The sequence below is a fragment of the Arcobacter sp. CECT 8989 genome, assembly GCF_004116715.1.
Lineage (GTDB): Bacteria > Campylobacterota > Campylobacteria > Campylobacterales > Arcobacteraceae > Halarcobacter.
Genome location: NZ_PDKE01000011.1, coordinates 45,710 through 62,737, shown reverse-complemented (window position 1 = coordinate 62,737; position 17,028 = coordinate 45,710). Strand labels below are relative to the sequence as shown.

The 17,028-nt window shown below is 27.4% G+C and carries 17 protein-coding genes; 8 read left to right on the top strand and 9 right to left on the bottom strand.

Annotated features, from left to right (window positions below):
* Window positions 1–50 precede the first annotated feature (50 nt).
* The 6 genes from CRV02_RS10930 (at window position 51) to CRV02_RS10905 (ending at window position 7,030) form a co-directional block, all read left to right on the top strand.
* Window positions 51–788, top strand: coding sequence for a response regulator transcription factor (locus CRV02_RS10930; RefSeq protein WP_129090367.1), 738 nt, complete (start codon window positions 51–53; stop codon window positions 786–788).
* 15 nt (window positions 789–803) lie between these two features.
* On the top strand, window positions 804–1,427 hold the full coding sequence (locus CRV02_RS10925; protein WP_129090366.1) for an HAD family hydrolase: 624 nt from the start codon (window positions 804–806) through the stop codon (window positions 1,425–1,427).
* Window positions 1,428–1,634: 207 nt separating this feature from the next.
* Window positions 1,635–3,593: a methyl-accepting chemotaxis protein gene (locus tag CRV02_RS10920; protein ID WP_375137086.1), complete on the top strand. Its 1,959-nt coding sequence runs from the start codon at window positions 1,635–1,637 to the stop codon at window positions 3,591–3,593.
* 102 nt (window positions 3,594–3,695) lie between these two features.
* Window positions 3,696–5,441 carry a methyl-accepting chemotaxis protein gene (locus tag CRV02_RS10915; protein WP_164968995.1) on the top strand — a complete coding sequence of 582 codons (1,746 nt, stop codon included), beginning with the start codon at window positions 3,696–3,698 and terminating at the stop codon, window positions 5,439–5,441.
* A 13-nt stretch (window positions 5,442–5,454) separates the two neighbouring features.
* Window positions 5,455–6,093 (top strand): hypothetical protein, encoded by a 639-nt coding sequence (locus CRV02_RS10910; protein ID WP_129090363.1) that lies wholly within the window; start codon window positions 5,455–5,457, stop codon window positions 6,091–6,093.
* Window positions 6,080–7,030 (top strand): HD-GYP domain-containing protein, encoded by a 951-nt coding sequence (locus CRV02_RS10905; RefSeq protein ID WP_129090362.1) that lies wholly within the window; start codon window positions 6,080–6,082, stop codon window positions 7,028–7,030. The genes CRV02_RS10910 and CRV02_RS10905 overlap by 14 nt, the downstream gene beginning before the upstream one ends.
* Here the strand turns inward: CRV02_RS10905 and CRV02_RS10900 are convergent.
* The 7 genes from CRV02_RS10900 to CRV02_RS10870 form a co-directional block, all read right to left on the bottom strand.
* On the bottom strand, window positions 7,027–7,695 hold the full coding sequence (locus CRV02_RS10900) for an energy transducer TonB (protein WP_129090361.1): 669 nt from the start codon (window positions 7,693–7,695) through the stop codon (window positions 7,027–7,029). The genes CRV02_RS10905 and CRV02_RS10900 overlap by 4 nt on opposite strands.
* Window positions 7,688–8,068: a TonB system transport protein ExbD gene (gene exbD, locus CRV02_RS10895; RefSeq protein ID WP_129090360.1), complete on the bottom strand. Its 381-nt coding sequence runs from the start codon at window positions 8,066–8,068 to the stop codon at window positions 7,688–7,690. The genes CRV02_RS10900 and exbD overlap by 8 nt, the downstream gene beginning before the upstream one ends.
* Entirely contained in the window at window positions 8,058–8,474 is a 417-nt protein-coding gene (gene exbB / locus CRV02_RS10890) for a TonB-system energizer ExbB (protein ID WP_129085051.1), read from the bottom strand. Before exbB ends, exbD begins: the two co-directional genes overlap by 11 nt.
* Before the next feature lie 4 nt (window positions 8,475–8,478).
* Entirely contained in the window at window positions 8,479–9,954 is a 1,476-nt protein-coding gene (locus CRV02_RS10885; protein WP_129090359.1) for a 4Fe-4S binding protein, read from the bottom strand.
* A gap of 9 nt (window positions 9,955–9,963) precedes the next feature.
* Window positions 9,964–12,075, bottom strand: coding sequence for a TonB-dependent receptor (locus CRV02_RS10880; RefSeq protein ID WP_129090358.1), 2,112 nt, complete (start codon window positions 12,073–12,075; stop codon window positions 9,964–9,966).
* A gap of 81 nt (window positions 12,076–12,156) precedes the next feature.
* A complete protein-coding gene (locus CRV02_RS10875) occupies window positions 12,157–13,017 on the bottom strand; it encodes a HAMP domain-containing sensor histidine kinase (RefSeq protein WP_129090357.1) in 861 nt (286 codons plus the stop codon).
* Window positions 13,007–13,666, bottom strand: a complete 660-nt coding sequence (locus tag CRV02_RS10870) for a response regulator transcription factor (protein ID WP_129090356.1) — start codon at window positions 13,664–13,666, stop codon at window positions 13,007–13,009. Before CRV02_RS10870 ends, CRV02_RS10875 begins: the two co-directional genes overlap by 11 nt.
* A gap of 50 nt (window positions 13,667–13,716) precedes the next feature.
* On the opposite strand from CRV02_RS10870, the gene CRV02_RS10865 reads away from it, so the two are divergent.
* Both CRV02_RS10865 and CRV02_RS10860 read left to right on the top strand, forming a co-directional pair.
* Window positions 13,717–15,495, top strand: a complete 1,779-nt coding sequence (locus CRV02_RS10865) for a Na/Pi cotransporter family protein (protein ID WP_129090355.1) — start codon at window positions 13,717–13,719, stop codon at window positions 15,493–15,495.
* Window positions 15,482–15,715 carry a hypothetical protein gene (locus CRV02_RS10860; protein WP_129085057.1) on the top strand — a complete coding sequence of 78 codons (234 nt, stop codon included), beginning with the start codon at window positions 15,482–15,484 and terminating at the stop codon, window positions 15,713–15,715. Before CRV02_RS10865 ends, CRV02_RS10860 begins: the two co-directional genes overlap by 14 nt.
* Here CRV02_RS10860 and CRV02_RS10855 read toward each other — a convergent pair.
* Together CRV02_RS10855 and purU are read right to left on the bottom strand one after the other, a co-directional pair.
* Window positions 15,696–16,172 carry a tRNA (cytidine(34)-2'-O)-methyltransferase gene (locus CRV02_RS10855; protein WP_129090354.1) on the bottom strand — a complete coding sequence of 159 codons (477 nt, stop codon included), beginning with the start codon at window positions 16,170–16,172 and terminating at the stop codon, window positions 15,696–15,698. The two genes, CRV02_RS10860 and CRV02_RS10855, sit on opposite strands and share 20 nt — an antisense overlap.
* Window positions 16,172–17,005, bottom strand: a complete 834-nt coding sequence (gene purU, locus CRV02_RS10850) for a formyltetrahydrofolate deformylase (protein ID WP_129090353.1) — start codon at window positions 17,003–17,005, stop codon at window positions 16,172–16,174. The genes CRV02_RS10855 and purU overlap by 1 nt, the downstream gene beginning before the upstream one ends.
* Window positions 17,006–17,028: the final 23 nt, after the last annotated feature.

The window sequence follows — 17,028 nt, the reverse complement described above, 5'->3', positions numbered from 1 at the left end:
TTTAAAATCTAAAACAGACTATAATCATCCTTTAGAAGGATAGTTATAAAATGAATCAAAATAATCTTCAAGATATTATAAGATCAACTAAAAACTTACGTTTACTATATATAGAAGATAATGAAGATGTTAGGGAACAAACTCTTAAAATGCTTCAAATATTTTTTGATGAAATAGTTGTAGCAAGTGATGGTCAACAAGGCTTAGAAGAGTTTCAAAAAAACAATAAATTTGAATCTACTGCATATGATTTAATTATTACAGATATTGAAATGCCACAAAGAGATGGTATCTCAATGATTACTACTATTAGAGAGTTTGATAGTGATATTCCTATTTTAATATTCTCAGCCCATAGTAATACTGACTACTTCTTAAAATCTATAAATGCTGGAATTGATGGCTATATTTTAAAACCATACAATATCGAACAAATATCAAACTCATTGATGAATATAATAGAAAAAAACAAGCTTATGCCTACAAATGAGCATATTGTTCATCTTCATGATGATTTCATTTGGAATAATCAAGACCAAGCTTTATTTAAAGATGAAGAACCTATAAAACTTACTAAAAATGAAACAAAACTATTTAAACTATTTATAAAATCAAAAGGTTCTTTAAAAACTTATGATGAAATAGACAACTATATCTTTAATGATTTTAGTGATACAAATAAAAGAGTTAGAAACCTAGTTTCAAGATTAAAAAATAAACTTAATTGTGAACTCTTTGAATCTATTTATGGTCATGGTTATAAACTAAAATATAAAAAATTTATCTAATCATATAGGAATTTCATGGCATTAATAATGTTTGATATGGATGGTACTTTGATAAATAGTAGTACTCCATTAGTAAATACAATCAACTATGTAAGAGAAGAACTAGGATTTGAAAGACTTGAAAGAGAGCTTATTTTAGAAAGTGTTAATGACCCTAAAATAAATGCTGCCGAGTTTTTTTATGGAACTTCTGATTTTACATTACAACAGCAAAAACTATTTGAAGAGTATTATGATGCAAATTGTTTAAACGGTTTAGAACTTTATGATGGAATCAAGAAATTAATTGATGATCTTAGCTCTGATTTTACATTAACAGTAGCTACAAATGCTAACTCTTTTTTTGCGAAGAAAATGCTTGACCACTTAGAAGTAGGTCATTATTTCAACACAATTTTAGGATATGATAGTGTTGAAAACCCAAAACCACACCCTGAGATGATAAATAAAATCTTAGATACTCATAGTATAAAAAATACAAAAGCTCAGGTAATAGGTGATTCTCACAAAGATATCATGGCTGCTACAAATGCTGGTGTTGATTCAGTTTTAGTTAACTGGGGTTTTTCTAATCATACGAAAGATGCCATCGAAACAATTGAAGAGCTTGAAATAAAAATAAAAAATAAATTTAGATAGATATTCTTTTCTATCTATACTCCTTAAATTAATAAACTAGTTTACTTTTATAAAGATTTTCTAGAAATAATACATTTTTGATACTTTTCTGATACCCTTTTTTTATACAATTCAAAAATTTAATTTTAAGTTATATGTTATTAGTAAACATATAAACGATTAAAAATAAGGACGAATTAATGAAAAAAGAGTTGAAAAAAAGGTTATTTGATGAATAATTTATCTACAAAAATCAAATTATCTATTTTAGCTGTGATTGCTCTTGTAGGGCTTATGATACTAGGTGTTATGTCTATTGTACAATTAAAAAAAGTTAATGCTGGGCTTGAAACAGTTTATAATGACAGGGTTGTACCATTAGAACAGTTAAAAATTATTGCCGATGAATATGCAGTTAATATTGTTGATACTACGCATCAAGTAAGAAACAACAATATCTCTTTTGAGAAATGTATTGCAAATATATCAAGTGCTGAAAAAAAGATTCAAACTCAATGGCAATCTTATATTTCTACAACACTTACAAAAGAAGAACAAAAACTTGCAACTGAAGCAGAAAGATTAATGAAAATAGGAACTGAAGTTGCTGAAAAAATAAAAGAAGCCTGTAAAAATAAAGACCTTGAAGTTATTGCTGCTATAACTATTCAAGAGCTTTACCCTAAAATTGACCCTATTGGAGAAAAAATCTCTGCTTTAATTGCTTTACAATTAGAAGTTGCGAAACAAGAGACTGATTTAGCATTTGAAATTTATAACACAAGTAAAATAATGACTATTTCTACAATCATTATTGCATTAATCATTATCATTTTCTTAGCATTTTTAATTATCTCAGATATTACAAAAAAGTTATCAATATTTAAAAATGGTTTAGATTCATTCTTTTCATATTTAAATAGAGAATCTTCAAGTAGCGAAAAAATCAATATTACTAGCAATGACGAATTTGGTCAAATGGCAAAAATAGTAAATAAAAATATTGAAAAAACTCAAAAAAGTATAGAAGAAGATAGAAACTTAATTGATGAAACTATTTCTGTATTAGGTGAGTTTGAACAAGGTGATTTATGTCAGAGATTAAATCTAAATGTTAATAACCCTGCTCTAATGGAATTAAAAACTGTATTAAATAAGATGGCAGATAATTTAGAAAATAATATTGACAATATCTTAAATATTTTAGAACAATACAGTAACTATAACTACCTAAATAAAATTCCTACAAAAGATTTAAAAGAACATTTATTAAAACTTTCAACGGGAGTGAATGATTTAGGTTCATCTATTACATCAATGCTTGTTGAAAATAAATCAAATGGGTTAACACTAGATGAAAGTTCAAATATCTTATTAGAGAATGTTGATAAGTTAAATGATAGTTCAACGGAAGCTGCATCAAGTTTAGAAGAGACTGCTGCTGCATTAGAAGAGATAACAAGTAATATTAGACACAACACTGAAAATATTGCAAAAATGGCACAATTTTCTACTGAAGTTACTAAATCAGCAACTGAAGGTGAAGACCTTGCTTCTCACACAACAAATGCAATGGAAGATATAAATACACAAGTTACATCTATTAATGATGCAATAACAGTAATTGACCAAATTGCATTCCAAACAAATATCCTTTCACTAAATGCAGCAGTAGAAGCTGCTACTGCTGGTGAAGCTGGAAAAGGTTTTGCCGTTGTTGCACAAGAAGTTAGAAACCTTGCAAACAGAAGTGCAGAAGCAGCAAAAGAGATTAAAGCTCTTGTTGAAAATGCAACTGTAAAAGCAAATGAAGGTAAAAATATCGCTTCTAATATGATTCAAGGATATAAGCTATTAAATGAGAATATTTCTCATACTACAGGTTTAATTGCTGATATAGAAAATGCTTCAAAAGAGCAACTTCTTGGAATTGAGCAAATAAATGATGCTGTAAATCAGCTTGACCAACAAACACAAAAAAATGCAATGGTTGCATCTGAAGCACATGATATAGCTTCATTAACTGATGAAATTGCAAAACTTGTTGTAAGTAATGCAAATGCAAAAGAGTTTGAAGGTAAAAACGATGTACAAGCAAAAGAGATAAAAAGAAAGAAAAAAGAAGAGCTTAATATACCAAACAAAAAATTTGCTGATAATGAACAAGGAGAATGGGAGAGTTTTTAATAACTCTCCCTACACGATATGCTAGAAAAAATCCATAAATTAAAGATTGGTACTAAAATTATTCTTCCAATAGTAATTATACTTCTTTTTGGGAATATTTTTATGAACTACAGTTCTACCTCTAAAATGGAAGAGATGATAAATAAAAATTCAGTTGACTCAATGAATATGTTAACAGATTCAATCTTCCTAACACTTAGAAATGCTATGAATAGTGGTGACCCACAAACTATTAAAAAAGCAGAAGAAGATAGTAGAGAGTTTATAAAAGGTCTTGAGACTTTAAATGTTTATAAAAGTAAAAATACCATTGAAATGTATTCTCCAGAAGAGGTATATACAAAAGATAAAAAAGTTTTAGAAGTATTCTTAGCAAAAGAAGAGCTAGTTGAAAATAGACACAATGAAAACAATTCTCATCTAATGAGAGTTTTAAAACCAATGATTGCTACTCAAGAGTGTCTTTTATGCCATAGTAATGAAAAGGTTGGAGATGTAATTGGTGTAATTGAATTAGAGTTTAACCTTGATAATATAGATGAAATGATAAGTGATTCAACATATTTTTTACTAATTATTTCAATTTTAATTATTGCCATTACCCTACTTTCAGCCTTGTTTGTTGTAAAAAAAGTTACTTCTCCTTTAAAAGTACTACAAAAAGAGTTAAATACATTCTTTGATTTCATCTTACAAAAAACTGATACTATCAAACCATTTAAAGTTAAATCAAAAGATGAAATAGGACAAATGATAACTTCAATAAATAGTAGTATTGAGGAAATTGTAAAAGGAATAAAAAAAGACCAAGAAGCAATTCAAGAGATTTCTGCAATTTGTGAAAATGCTTCCTTAGGAGAGATTAATATTCAGATTTCAAAAGATGCAAATAATCAATCAATAAACAATCTAATAAGTATTGTAAATAGTTTACTTTCTGCTTTACAATACAATGTTTACAGAGTTTTAGATAGTTTAGAGTCTTATAGTAATGATGATTTTAATAAGAGAATAAACTCAAAAGGAAAAACAAGAGGAGAAATTAAAAAACTATTTGAACAAGTTGATCATCTAGGAGAAACTCTTGTGAAATTAAGTAGTCAAAACCTAAAAAATGGTCTGTCACTACAAGACAAAGCAGAAGAGTTTGCAGTCAATGTAGAAACACTTGCACAGTCATCAAATAATCAAAAAATATCATTAGAAGAAGCAACATCAAATTTACATACAGTTTTAAATAAAACTAATGAAACAACAAACAATGCAAGACAAATGGAAAGTTATGCAAAACAGATGATAAACTCTTCAAAACTTGGGGAAGAGCTTACAAATGAAACAGCATCTTCAATCGATGAAATAAGTGGAAAAGTAAATAATATTAGTGAAGCTGTTGAAATTATTGACCATATTTCCTTCCAGACAAATATTCTTTCACTAAATGCAGCAGTTGAAGCTGCAACAGCAGGAGAGGCTGGACAAGGTTTTGCTGTTGTTGCTCAAGAAGTAAGAAACTTAGCAAATAGAAGTGCAGAGGCAGCAAAAGAGAATAAAACTCTTGTTGAAGCTGCAATCAATCAAGCAAATGTTGGAAAAGATATCGCAAATAAAATGAAAAATGAATATCTTGAATTAAATGAGAACATTCATAATACAACAAAACTTATCAATCAAGTTACAGATGACTCAAAAGAGCAAAATATAAATATTGACAATATAAATTCTATGATTGAAAATATAAACAATGAGACAAAAAATAATGCCTCTATTGCAAATAAAACAAATCAAATTGCTATAGAAGCAAAAGAGATTGCACAAAAAATAGTTTTTGATGCAAGTAATAAAAACTAAATAAGGAGATAATATGACTATTAGAGAATCTTGTAAAAATAGAATAAAACCTAAACTTTTAAGAGAAATGAAAACTGAAGCTTTACTTGTTTTTATAAGAACTACACTTGAAGAGTTTTTCCTTCAAGTTGATAATGGAAATATCAAGTTCTCTTTAGGTGATAAAAAAGATAGTGAATATATCTCTACACAATTAAGAGCTTTACTAACAAACTTACAAGAGTGTGTTGTAAACTCTACATATTTAAGAAGTCTCATTGCCTCTTCATCAAAAAATACTATGTTAAGAGTACTAGCAAAAAAAGAAGAACCATTGATGGTTTATTATGATAGTTTAGTGAAAGGTATAGAAGTAAACCTAGAAAATGGTCAACAATGGATGCCTGAACTTGTTGTTATTTGTCTTCTAAGTGAATGGGTTATAGAAGAAGAAAAATCTACGTTCTTATATCCTTTTTTAGCAGAAATAAACTATTTAGAACTTATTGATATTTATGATAACTCAAAAAGTAATTTAGAACAAAAAGAAAGAGATACTTTGATGAATATGTATAAAATCTCTTCTAATCTAATTGAAAAGTTAAAATCTGCAACATATAAAGTTAACACTTCTAGAACTAAAAAAAGAAGGAAGAAAAATGCAAGAGCCTAAAGTCTCTAAGTTCATTCCTATTATAAAAGAGACTCTAAAAAGTAAAGAACAATACCCTTATAATATTTATAGGAAGGTTGACGAACAGATATTTTCCCTTTTACTTCCTAAAAACAAGCCTTTTGAAAAGTGTAGTCAATACTTTTCAGTAGAACAAAACAATGCGAGATTTTATATAAAAAATGAAGATAAAATCAGCTATCAAACCTATATACAAAGCCATATAAAAGAACTTCTTGAAGATAGTGAGATAAGTATTGACTCAAAATCAAAACTTTTAAAAGAAATAGCAACTGATACAATAAATGAACTCTTTGAAAGTGAAATCACTTCTAAAAACCTATCAAAAGTAAACACTCTTATTAACTCGAAAGTAGAACTACTTCTTAAAGAAGAAAATGCAATGGATGCTATGCTAAAAGTTACTTCATATGACTATTATACATATACCCATTCAATTGATGTTGCAATATATGCAATAGGCTTTGGAGCATATTTAAAACTAACAAAAGAAGAATTAATACTTTTAGGAAAAGCTGCTATTTTACATGATATAGGAAAAAAATTCATTCCCCATGATATTATTACTAAAGATGGAAAACTAACACAAAAAGAGTTTAGCCTTGTACAGAAACATCCTACTTTTGGAGTTAAAATTCTAAAAAAGAATGGAGAAAATAATGAAACTCTTTTAGAAGTTATTGAACAACATCATGAAAAGTGTGATGGCTCAGGTTATCCAAAGGGACTTAAAACAGATGAAATTAATAAACTTGCTAAAGTCATCTCTATTTGTGATATATTTAATGCGTTAACAACACAAAGAACCTATAAAAATAGAATGACATCATTTGAGGCATTTAAAATAATGAATGATATGAAAAATCAATTATGTACTAGTACATTAAAAAGTTTCATATATTTTATGGGACACTAAATAAGCTTATAGACAATAGGAAGCTTTATAGTTATATCTTTACTTACTTTTGGAAAATATGATGAAGCTTCATAAATGGCTTTTATAGTACTTTTTCTAAGAAGTCTATGTCCACTTAAAGTCACAATGTCTCCTTGAATACCACTACTTGTTAATCTAAATCTTACTAAAACTTCCCCTTGAATATTTAGTTTTTTTGCTCTTGATGAATATTTTATATGTTTTTGTATTTGTTTTTGAATAAGTAATAAGTTTTTATGTAAAAACTCTTGCTCATAGTTATATACTTTTTTCTCTATAACTTCTTGTTTTTTTACTTTTGTCTCAACTTTTTTAACTGTTTTTTTAACAGAAGTAGTTTCTTCTTTTTTATGCTTTTGTTTTACTATTTTTTTAGGTTTAGTTATAGTTTTTTTCTCTTGTTTTTTTACAAGCTCTTTTTTCTTTTCTACTTTTTTAACTGCTTCTTTTTTAGGCTTTTTTTCTTCTATTTTTTTCTTTTCTTGTTTTTCTTGCTTTTGAATATTTACAAAGTTTAAAGAGATTTTCTTTTCTTCTACTTTTTTATCTACAACTTTAAACTCATTAAAGCTAAAGAAAACAGTTCCAAATAAAGCTGTATAAAGCATAGTAGTAATAAAAAAAGATGAAAAGTATCTACTCATTTTTTGTCACTATAGATATATTTAAAAAATCTTTTGACTTTAAAAAGTCTAACACACGAACAAAACTGTTAAAACTAGCTTCTTTATCACTTCTTATTAAAATAAGTGACTCTTGTTTTAACTTTAAAAGCTCTTCTTCTAAGTTTTCAAAAGTGATTCTATTTTTATTTACATAATAAAAATTCTGTGCATCAATATAGATTGTAAACTCTTTATTCTCTTTTAGTTTTTGAGCACTTTTAGTTTCAGGTAATGATACAGGAATAACTCCTTTAGCAATAAAAGTTGAAGTCATCAAAACTATTGCTAAAAGAACTAATAATACATCAATAAAAGGAATTACATTGATTGAATCAAACTTTTTAATCTTCATAGCTACTTTCTAAAACCTCTGCATATCTTGATAAAATATTATAAAAAATCATTGATATAATTGCTACAACAAGTCCTATTGCTGTTGCTTTAAGTGCAAGGGCTAAAGAAGCCATAATCTTAGTTGCTTCAATGTCTCCTTCACTCATAGTTATAAAAGTAAGCATGATTGCAAGAACTGTTCCTAGAAGTCCTATATATGGTGAGTTAGAAGCAATAGTTCCTATAAAAGTTAAGTTTTTTGTTAAGGCTACTTCTAATTTCTTTTTTGATTCATATTTTTTTACATCAAGTTTTCTGTAAAAAAGAATTCTTTCTATAAAGAACATTACTGCAATAAAACTCATAAGTACAAGTAAAGCAATCACACCATAATCAACTAGATTTTTTAATAGTTCGATATTCATAACTCTATCCCTTGTTTTCTTGTTTTATTATCACGATATTTAAAGAAGAATGATTGTTTGTTTGCTTTTGATGTTGCATATGATTGTGCCCTCCTCTTTTTTGAGCTCCATATGTTTTAAATACATAACCTGTATAAAAATTTAACCCCGTATAAAAAATTATAAGTGCTGAAGCAAAAGGATATGCAAGTATTTTTCTAAATTTTGTCGAGTCTAGAAGTTTGATTCTAGCAATCATAATAATAAATGCCCAAATATATGCAAGATGATTAAACATTTTGAATATATGTAGCCAAGAGTCCCTTCTTGTTGCAAGTGGTTCCATATAATTAAAATTTAAAGAAAAGGCTTGAATAAAGCCATTTACTATATTTGAAGCATAATGTAAAAAGAAAAACTCAACAACATGAGATAATCCACCAATGATAAATAAAGGAGCAAAAGCATAACCTAAAGTATAAAAAGTTTTTTCATAGTCAACTTTTAAAATCTTTGAAGCAATAAACATTCCTCCTACACTTGCAATTAGTACAAAAGCAATTGCGTAAGAAAAAGCAAATAGACCTATTGTATCAATAGTTCCAAAGTTAATAAAACTCTCAAAATATCTTGCTGTTTTACTCCAAATAAACTCTTCAACAATTGCACTTCTTCCTAAAGCATGATGAAAGCCCATAGTAATAGAAATAGCACCAGTTAAAAGAATTAATGCCCAAACATCTGATTTTCTTGGCTTAAATTTTTTAAGTAAAGAAGATGAAGGTTTTGTAACTTTAAAAGCAACTGCTTCACAAGAACTACTACAATCCATACATAAAGTACAATCAGCCATTGAGTTTTTCTTTTGGAAAGTAAATGGTTTTAAATCATAAGAACAGGCCTTTGCACAATCAAAAGTTTTACATGAACTACAAGCATCTTTATATGTTTCTAACTTTGTAAAACCTACTTTAGAAAAAGCATTTGTAACAGCACCAATAGGACAAAAAGATTTACAATAAGACATCTTTTCAAAAACAAAAAAAGCAATCATTGCAATAATAGTTAAAACTAAAAAAACTAAAGCAGTAGCTAGTGGTGTTTTATAAAAAGATGGATACATATAATATACTAACCACCAAGCAAATAATAGAACCAATAGACCTATAAAAGGATTAGCTAAAAACTTTGGCATTTTCTTATTTAATCCAAACTTTGTAATATATTTTCCCATAAAACCATGGGGACAAATTCCACAGAATACTCTTCCTAATGTTCCTAGAGTTATAACCATAAAAAATGGCCAAAATAGATTCCAAAAAACCCCTTTAGTAAACACATTTTCAGAACTAGTATTTATAAAACCATAAGTCATTGCATATAAAAATAGTGCAAAAACTGATAGTTTTAACGTAAGTAAGAACTTAGGGTTTTTAAATAAAAACCCTAAAATTGGCATACCATAGATATCATTTTTATCTCTATTGATTTTATCTACCATTTATTATTCCTAAAATTTATAAGCATAAGTTAACATGAAACTTCTTGGAGCTGCTGCTTTATATGTTTCATTTCCATAAACATCTTTACTAGCTTCCATTGCATAATATTTGTTTGTTAAGTTCTTGATATTTAACTGGATTGAATGATCTTTTTTCTCATAACCTACCATTAGGTCTGTTACAAATTTATAGCCTTCATATTTTTGAGTATTTGCATTATCCATATAATAACTTCCCCAAGTTTTAGTACTTAATCTTGCTTTTAAGCCATTGTCTAAATTAAGAGTTGTAAACAATGAATATTGATGTTTAGGGATATATGGTAAGATATTTCCATCCCTTGACTCAGACACACCTCTTACTTGCTCTTCAAAAGTTTTAAATTTGAATTTACTATAAGCATAGTTTGCACCAAAAGATAGATATTTATTGATATTGTAAATACCACTTACTTCAAAACCAATCTTTTTTGTTTCACCTGCATTACTATAAACAGCCTGTCCGTTTGCATTTTTTACTTGAATGATTTCATCTTCTACATTGTTTTGATATAAAGCCATATCGTAAGCATATGTATTTGTTCTTGATTTTAAACCAATTTCATAGTTAATACTATTTGTTTTTTCTAAATCAATTCCATCATCACTAGCACTTTCTAGCTCACTTCCTGTTGGTGCTTGATTTGCTTTTGCAATAGCAGTATAAATATTTGTGAAATCAGTCAATCTATAGTTTAAACCTAGTTTTGCAGAAGATAAAGTGAAATCTTTTTGTAAAGAGTATTCACCTTTTCCAGTATCATAGTTTGATTTACTATAGTCATATTTAATTAATTCATTTCCAGAAATATCAAACTTCAACTTATCAACTCTAGTACTAATATCAATAGCTAAATCCTCTATTGGTTTAAAAGTTTCCATTAAGTAGATACCATAAAGCTTTGTATCACTATCTTCAGTAGAAGCTAAATCACCTTTATCTTTTGATAAGGTTCTACTTATATAAGGAGTAAAAGGCCATCCTGTTGCATTTTTTGTTTCGTAGTCTTCATAGGTATATTTTTTTGAGTCTTTTGTAATATCTCTTTTAGCAGTAAGCCCTGCTACTAACATAGCATCATTTGAAAAAAGAGAATGATTAAAATTAAGTTCTAAATCCGTACCATAAACTTGATTATCATCACTATCATTTATCATTCCAGTTACAGGGTGGAAATGCTCCCATTTGTTATAGTAAAATCTTGGTTTATATGTAATATTTCCTATTTCTTTTTCATACTTAGCATTTAAAGATAAGATTTTAGAATCTCTTGCACTATGTTGCCATTGACTACTAGTATCTTCTTGTGTTCCACTTGCTTTAAACTCTTGAAACTCTTCTAAAGTCATAGAAGAAGGAAGGTTTACATTTGATTCAGTGTATGCAAGTTCTGTTTCTAATGTTGATTCATCATCAAAAATATGTCCATATTTTAAACTTCCTTGTGTAGAATCAAAATCATTGTTTTCTCTCCAGTCATTATCATTTTTTCTTGAAGAGAAAGAAAAAGACATAAAATTAGAATCATCAATAGCTGTTCTATATTTAAAATTAGTATTTCTTTGATTATCGTTTCCTGCACCTATTTTTATACTGTTTTTATCTTCTTTAAATACAGACTTAGTAATTAGCTGAATAACTCCACCAGTAGTATTTGAAGCATTAATAGAACCTGGTCCTTTTTGAACTTCAATTGCCTCTACATCTTGCATATCAATATAATCAAATCTAGTAAATGAATCAGGGTCAGTCATAGGAACACCATCTTTCATAACCATGATTTCTCTTACTCCATATCTTGCTTTAAGACCAGCCCCTCTTATGATTAACCTTGGGTTTTGTGAATTACTTGAAGACTCAGCTTGAATACCTGGAATATGCCCAATAGCCTCTTGAATATTTAAAATATTTTTATCTTGGATTTCTTTTTCATCAACAATTGCAATTGATTGAGATACATCCTTTGATGCAGTTGCAACTTTTGTAGCAGTTACAGATACTTTTTCTAACTCTACTGTTTGATTTGCTAAAAGTGAAGTACCTAATAAAATTGAAGTAAATAGAGACAATCTAATTTTCATTCTTATCCTTAATTTTTTATAAGAATAATAAATTAGATGTGTTAATTAATCATTAAATTAATGTTAAATAAATGTTAAATTTTACTTTTTTGATATTATATTTTTTAAATCTAGAATAAATTTATTACCATTTTTTGTAGGTTCTATTTTAATAAAAATAAGGTTTTTATCACAAAACTCTTTTACCATAGAAAGACCTAAACCAAAACCTTCTTTATCACTATTTTCTTGAAAATATTTTTCAAAAATAATGAATAAGTTCTTTGTATCAATCTCTTTTCCAGTATTAAAGAAGATTAGTTTTGTATCTTCAAATGAAACTTTAACAACTCCATCTTTTTCTAAGTTATATTTTAAAGCATTTGATAAAAGATTATCTATAGTTTTTTCAAAACCATTTATATCACTTTTTAATAATACATCACTTTTTAAATCAACTTCAATATTAATATCTCTTTTAACATCAGCAAACTTTTCTAAGCTATTATTGATTAGCTCGTGTAAACTAAACTCTGTGATATCGATTTTATCAATCTCTTTTTTGATTTGATACTCCATATTTTCATATAACTTTAGTAATTCATTTGAAGCTTTTTTAATTCTTTCTAATCTTTTTAAAGCCTTTTCATCGCTAATCTTTTTCTCTAACATTTGAGTATTTAAGTTAATAGTAGAAATAGGAATATTAAGTTCATGCAAGGTTTCTTTTACTGTTTTTTGTAGATTTTCATCACTTTTAAAAAGTGGCTCAAAAATAGATTTGCTAAGTAGTAGATATAAAATAAGCCCGAAAATTAGTACGCTAATAGTTATTAATAAAAAAGTATTTTGATTAAACCCAAATATTGATGTTAGATAGTAATTTAAAAATAAAGACAATAAAAGTACAAATACTATTACAATAGAGTTTGTTATAAGGAAATTTCTTTTTTTAAAGTTCAAATTTGTACCCTATTCCTTTTAAATTCTTTATTGAATCTTTTCCAAATATCTTTTTTAAACTATTTATATAAACACGAATAGAACCTTCACTATAGTCTTCATTATATGACCAAAGTCTATTTATAATCATCTCTTTAGTAACAATCGCATCTTTTTGTTCTAAAAATAGCTCTAATAAATCAATAACTTTACTTGTAAGATTTAAATCCTCTTGGGCTTTTAATAGTCTTCTATTTTTTACATCAAATACTAAATCATCAATTAATTCTATTTGTTCTTTGAATTTTCCACTTCTTTTTAATAAAGAGTTTATTCTAAGTAATAACTCATCTAAATCAACAGGTTTCTTTAAATAATCATCACAACCACTTAAAAAGCCTTTTGTTAACATATCTTTATCTTTATGAGAAGTTAAATATATTGTAGGAGTAGTATCATTAGCTTCTCTAAGTCTTTTTAATAAATCTATTCCACTAATTTTTGGAACATTTATATCAAGTAAATATAAATCATATTTTTCTTCAAAACAGTAGTCTAAAACCTCTTCCCCATCTTTTGCACATTTTACTGCAAAACCCTCATCACATAGGAAGTCCTCTAGGGTCTCTAAAAAAAGCTCATCATCTTCTAAAATCAAAATCTTTATCAAAAAATAATCCTAAATCTTTATTTTTATAAAAAAATATATTATAATACCTAATGGTTAAAAAAACGTTAATTATACTATTACTGCTTATTACAGCATTTTATGTTATTTCAGAAGATAATATCAAAATCATACTTTCTGGTATTGCTATTTTCCTAATTGGTATGCACTTTATGGAAGATGGTTTTAAACTATTTTCCGGTGGAACATTAGAAAAGATCTTAGAAAAATTTACTAGTACAAAAGTAAGAGCTTTAACTACAGGTTTTATTACAACTTCTATAGTACAAAGTTCTTCATTAATTTCTGTAATCGTAATCTCTTTCTTATCAGTTGAATTAATAAGTTTAGCAAAAGGTATCGCTATAATCTTTGGTGCAAATCTTGGTAGTACTACAACTGCTTGGATTGTTTCATCATTTGGCTTAAAACTTAAAATATCTGTTTATGCTATGCCTATGATTATCTTTGGTGTTATCTTTAGGTTCTCTAAAAACAATACATATGTAGGATTGGGAAATATTCTTTTAGGACTTGGATTTATCTTCTTAGGTATTTCATACATGAAAGAAGGTTTTGATACTTTAAAAGACTCTATTGACTTAGCAGCTTATTCTGTAGGTGGATATTTAGGTATCTTTATTTATATTCTAATTGGAGCAGTGTCAACTGTAGTTATTCAATCAAGTTCTGCTACTATGGCTATTATTATTACAGCTTTAGCAGGATCAAATATTTTATATATAGATGCTTTAGCACTTGCAATTGGAGCAAATGTTGGTACAACAGTTACTGCTGTTTTAGGTTCTCTAACATCCAATGAAAATGGTAAAAGACTTGCCTTTGCACACTTTATTTTCAATATTTCTACTGGGCTTATTGCTGTAGTTTTAATATATACACTAAGAGATTTAGTTGAAATACTTTCACCATTAGTTGGGATTGCACAAGATAACTATACAATGAAATTAGCGCTATTTCATACTATCTTTAATCTACTTGGAATTATTGCATTATTTCCATTTATTAATTATATTGTTAAAATTGCAGAGAAGTTTATTACTGATAAATATCAAAAAAGCTCAAAACCTCTATATCTTGCTGAAGCTAATGTAAAAATACCATATAATGCCATGGTTTCTATTCAAAAAGAGACTATAAGACTTTATGATAATGCTCAAAAAGCTATCTTACATGCTCTTTCAGTTCATACAAGTCAATTAAATACTAAAGATGATATTAAAAAAGTAGTAAATCAATATACTAAAATTGATACAAACTTAGATGATATCTATCAAAAAGAGTTAAAATCTTTATTTAGTGACATTATTGAATATGCTCTTATCTCTCAACAAAATATGACTAAAGAGCAAAGTAAATATGTAACAGACCTGAAACAAATCTCAAGTATAATTATACAAACACTAAAAGATACAAGAGATATTCAAAAAAATATTAACTTCTATCTAAATAGCAAAAATGAACACATTAAAGAAGAATACAAATTTATAAAAGAAGAGATAGTTACTTTTATATTTGAAGTAAACCAATTAAAAAAAGAGTTTGAAAGTGATAGTGTAACTGATGAGTTAGAAGTTTCTACACAAATTCAAGTAGATAAAGAAAGACTTCAAAATCTTGATGTTATTCATAATGGAAGAATTGATTCTTTAATAAAAGAAGAAAAAATCACTTCTAAAATGGCTACATCTGTTATCAATGACACATCAAATGCCTATACTATTTGTTCAAACCTTTTAACTATTGCTAATACTTTATTTATTAGAGATAACAAACTAAGAGAGCTAGGAGAAGAAGATGAAGTTAAGTAAAATAATAGACTCTTTAGAAACTGTTTTAGAATGGGACAATAAAGAGATAAAAGAGAATAAAAAAGAGATTGAAGAGTTAAAAGAAAAACTCTTTGAAAAAAGAAAAACTCTAAAGAAAAAAATTCAAAAATGTGATGATTGTGAAGAAAAGAAAGAGTTAGACAAAAAATTAAAGGCTGTAAAAAAGCTTATAAAGAAGCTTAAGAAAAACTCTTTTTAAGCTCTTTAAAGTTTTGTCTTAATGCTTCATAAGCAACAATAGATACAGAGTTTGCAATATTTAAACTTCTTGCATCATTTGTCATTGGAATTGTAATACAACCCTCTTTATTTTTATTTAAAATCTCTTCTGGAAGTCCTGCATCTTCTCTTCCAAAATAGAAAAAGTCATTTTCTTCGTAGTCTGCTTCAAAATACAGATTATCAGTTTTAGTTGTAGCAAAAAAATGTCTTTCATTTAAAGGGTATTTTGCCCAGAAAGCCTCAATATTTTCATACTCATAAACTTCTAAATCAAACCAATAATCAAGCCCTGCTCTTCTTACTTCTTTTTCAGTAATTTCACCAAAACCATAAGGTTTTATAAGATGAAGCTTACAATTAAGAGCAAAAGCAAGTCTTCCTATTGTTCCAACATTTCCTGGAATTCTTGGTTCGTGAAGTACTATATTAAACATTATAGAACCACCGTTTTATTTTCATAAACAAATACTCTGTCTTCTAAAAGAAGCTGTAAAGCATTTGATAATACGATTTTTTCTACATTTCTACCTGCTCTTCTCATATCTTGCCATGAGTAAGAGTGGTCAACATTTACAACATCTTGGAAAATAATTGGACCTTCGTCTAAATCATCAGTAACATAATGTGCTGTAGCTCCAATAATTTTTACACCTCTATGATGCGCTTGTTTATATGGATTTGCTCCAATAAATGCAGGTAAGAAAGAGTGGTGAATATTTAATACTTGTTGAGGGAAATTATTAACAAACTTAGGTGTTAAAATTCTCATATATTTTGCAAGTACAATTAATTCAGGATTATACTCTTTGATTTGTTCAATTACTAAATCTTCATGAGCCTCTCTATCCATATCTTCTGCACTAATACAATGAAATGGAATATCAAACTTCTCTACTAAATCTTTTAAATACTCATGGTTAGCAATTACTGCTTTGATATTTGCATCAAGTTCACCATCAATATATCTAATAAGTAAGTCTCCTAAAACGTGAGACTCTTTTGTAGCTAAAATTACGATATCTTTTTTAGATTTCTGATTTAATTTGATTATTGAGTTTTCAGGTAGTGCCTCAGTTAACTCTTTTAAAAGTAAATCTCTATTTACATCTCCTGAAATAACTGTTCTCATAAAAAATTTATTTGTATCTTTATCAACAAATTCAGCATTTGTTTCTATGTTTAAGTTATTTGCAAAAAGGATTTTAGAGACATTGTATACAAGTCCCTTAGAGTCATGAGTATTAATTAAAAGTATGTAATCTTTCATTTTGTTCCTATTATTAGGTTTCT

Coding starts and splice junctions, on each gene's coding strand:
- CRV02_RS10930 (WP_129090367.1), top strand. CDS start 51: ATGAATCAAAATAATCTTCAAGATATTATAAGATCAACTAAAAACTTA.
- CRV02_RS10925 (WP_129090366.1), top strand. CDS start 804: ATGGCATTAATAATGTTTGATATGGATGGTACTTTGATAAATAGTAGT.
- CRV02_RS10915 (WP_164968995.1), top strand. CDS start 3,696: ATGAACTACAGTTCTACCTCTAAAATGGAAGAGATGATAAATAAAAAT.
- CRV02_RS10910 (WP_129090363.1), top strand. CDS start 5,455: ATGACTATTAGAGAATCTTGTAAAAATAGAATAAAACCTAAACTTTTA.
- CRV02_RS10905 (WP_129090362.1), top strand. CDS start 6,080: ATGCAAGAGCCTAAAGTCTCTAAGTTCATTCCTATTATAAAAGAGACT.
- CRV02_RS10900 (WP_129090361.1), bottom strand. CDS start 7,695: ATGAGTAGATACTTTTCATCTTTTTTTATTACTACTATGCTTTATACA.
- exbD (WP_129090360.1), bottom strand. CDS start 8,068: ATGAAGATTAAAAAGTTTGATTCAATCAATGTAATTCCTTTTATTGAT.
- exbB (WP_129085051.1), bottom strand. CDS start 8,474: ATGAATATCGAACTATTAAAAAATCTAGTTGATTATGGTGTGATTGCT.
- CRV02_RS10885 (WP_129090359.1), bottom strand. CDS start 9,954: ATGGTAGATAAAATCAATAGAGATAAAAATGATATCTATGGTATGCCA.
- CRV02_RS10880 (WP_129090358.1), bottom strand. CDS start 12,075: ATGAAAATTAGATTGTCTCTATTTACTTCAATTTTATTAGGTACTTCA.
- CRV02_RS10865 (WP_129090355.1), top strand. CDS start 13,717: ATGGTTAAAAAAACGTTAATTATACTATTACTGCTTATTACAGCATTT.
- CRV02_RS10860 (WP_129085057.1), top strand. CDS start 15,482: ATGAAGTTAAGTAAAATAATAGACTCTTTAGAAACTGTTTTAGAATGG.
- CRV02_RS10855 (WP_129090354.1), bottom strand. CDS start 16,172: ATGTTTAATATAGTACTTCACGAACCAAGAATTCCAGGAAATGTTGGA.
- purU (WP_129090353.1), bottom strand. CDS start 17,005: ATGAAAGATTACATACTTTTAATTAATACTCATGACTCTAAGGGACTT.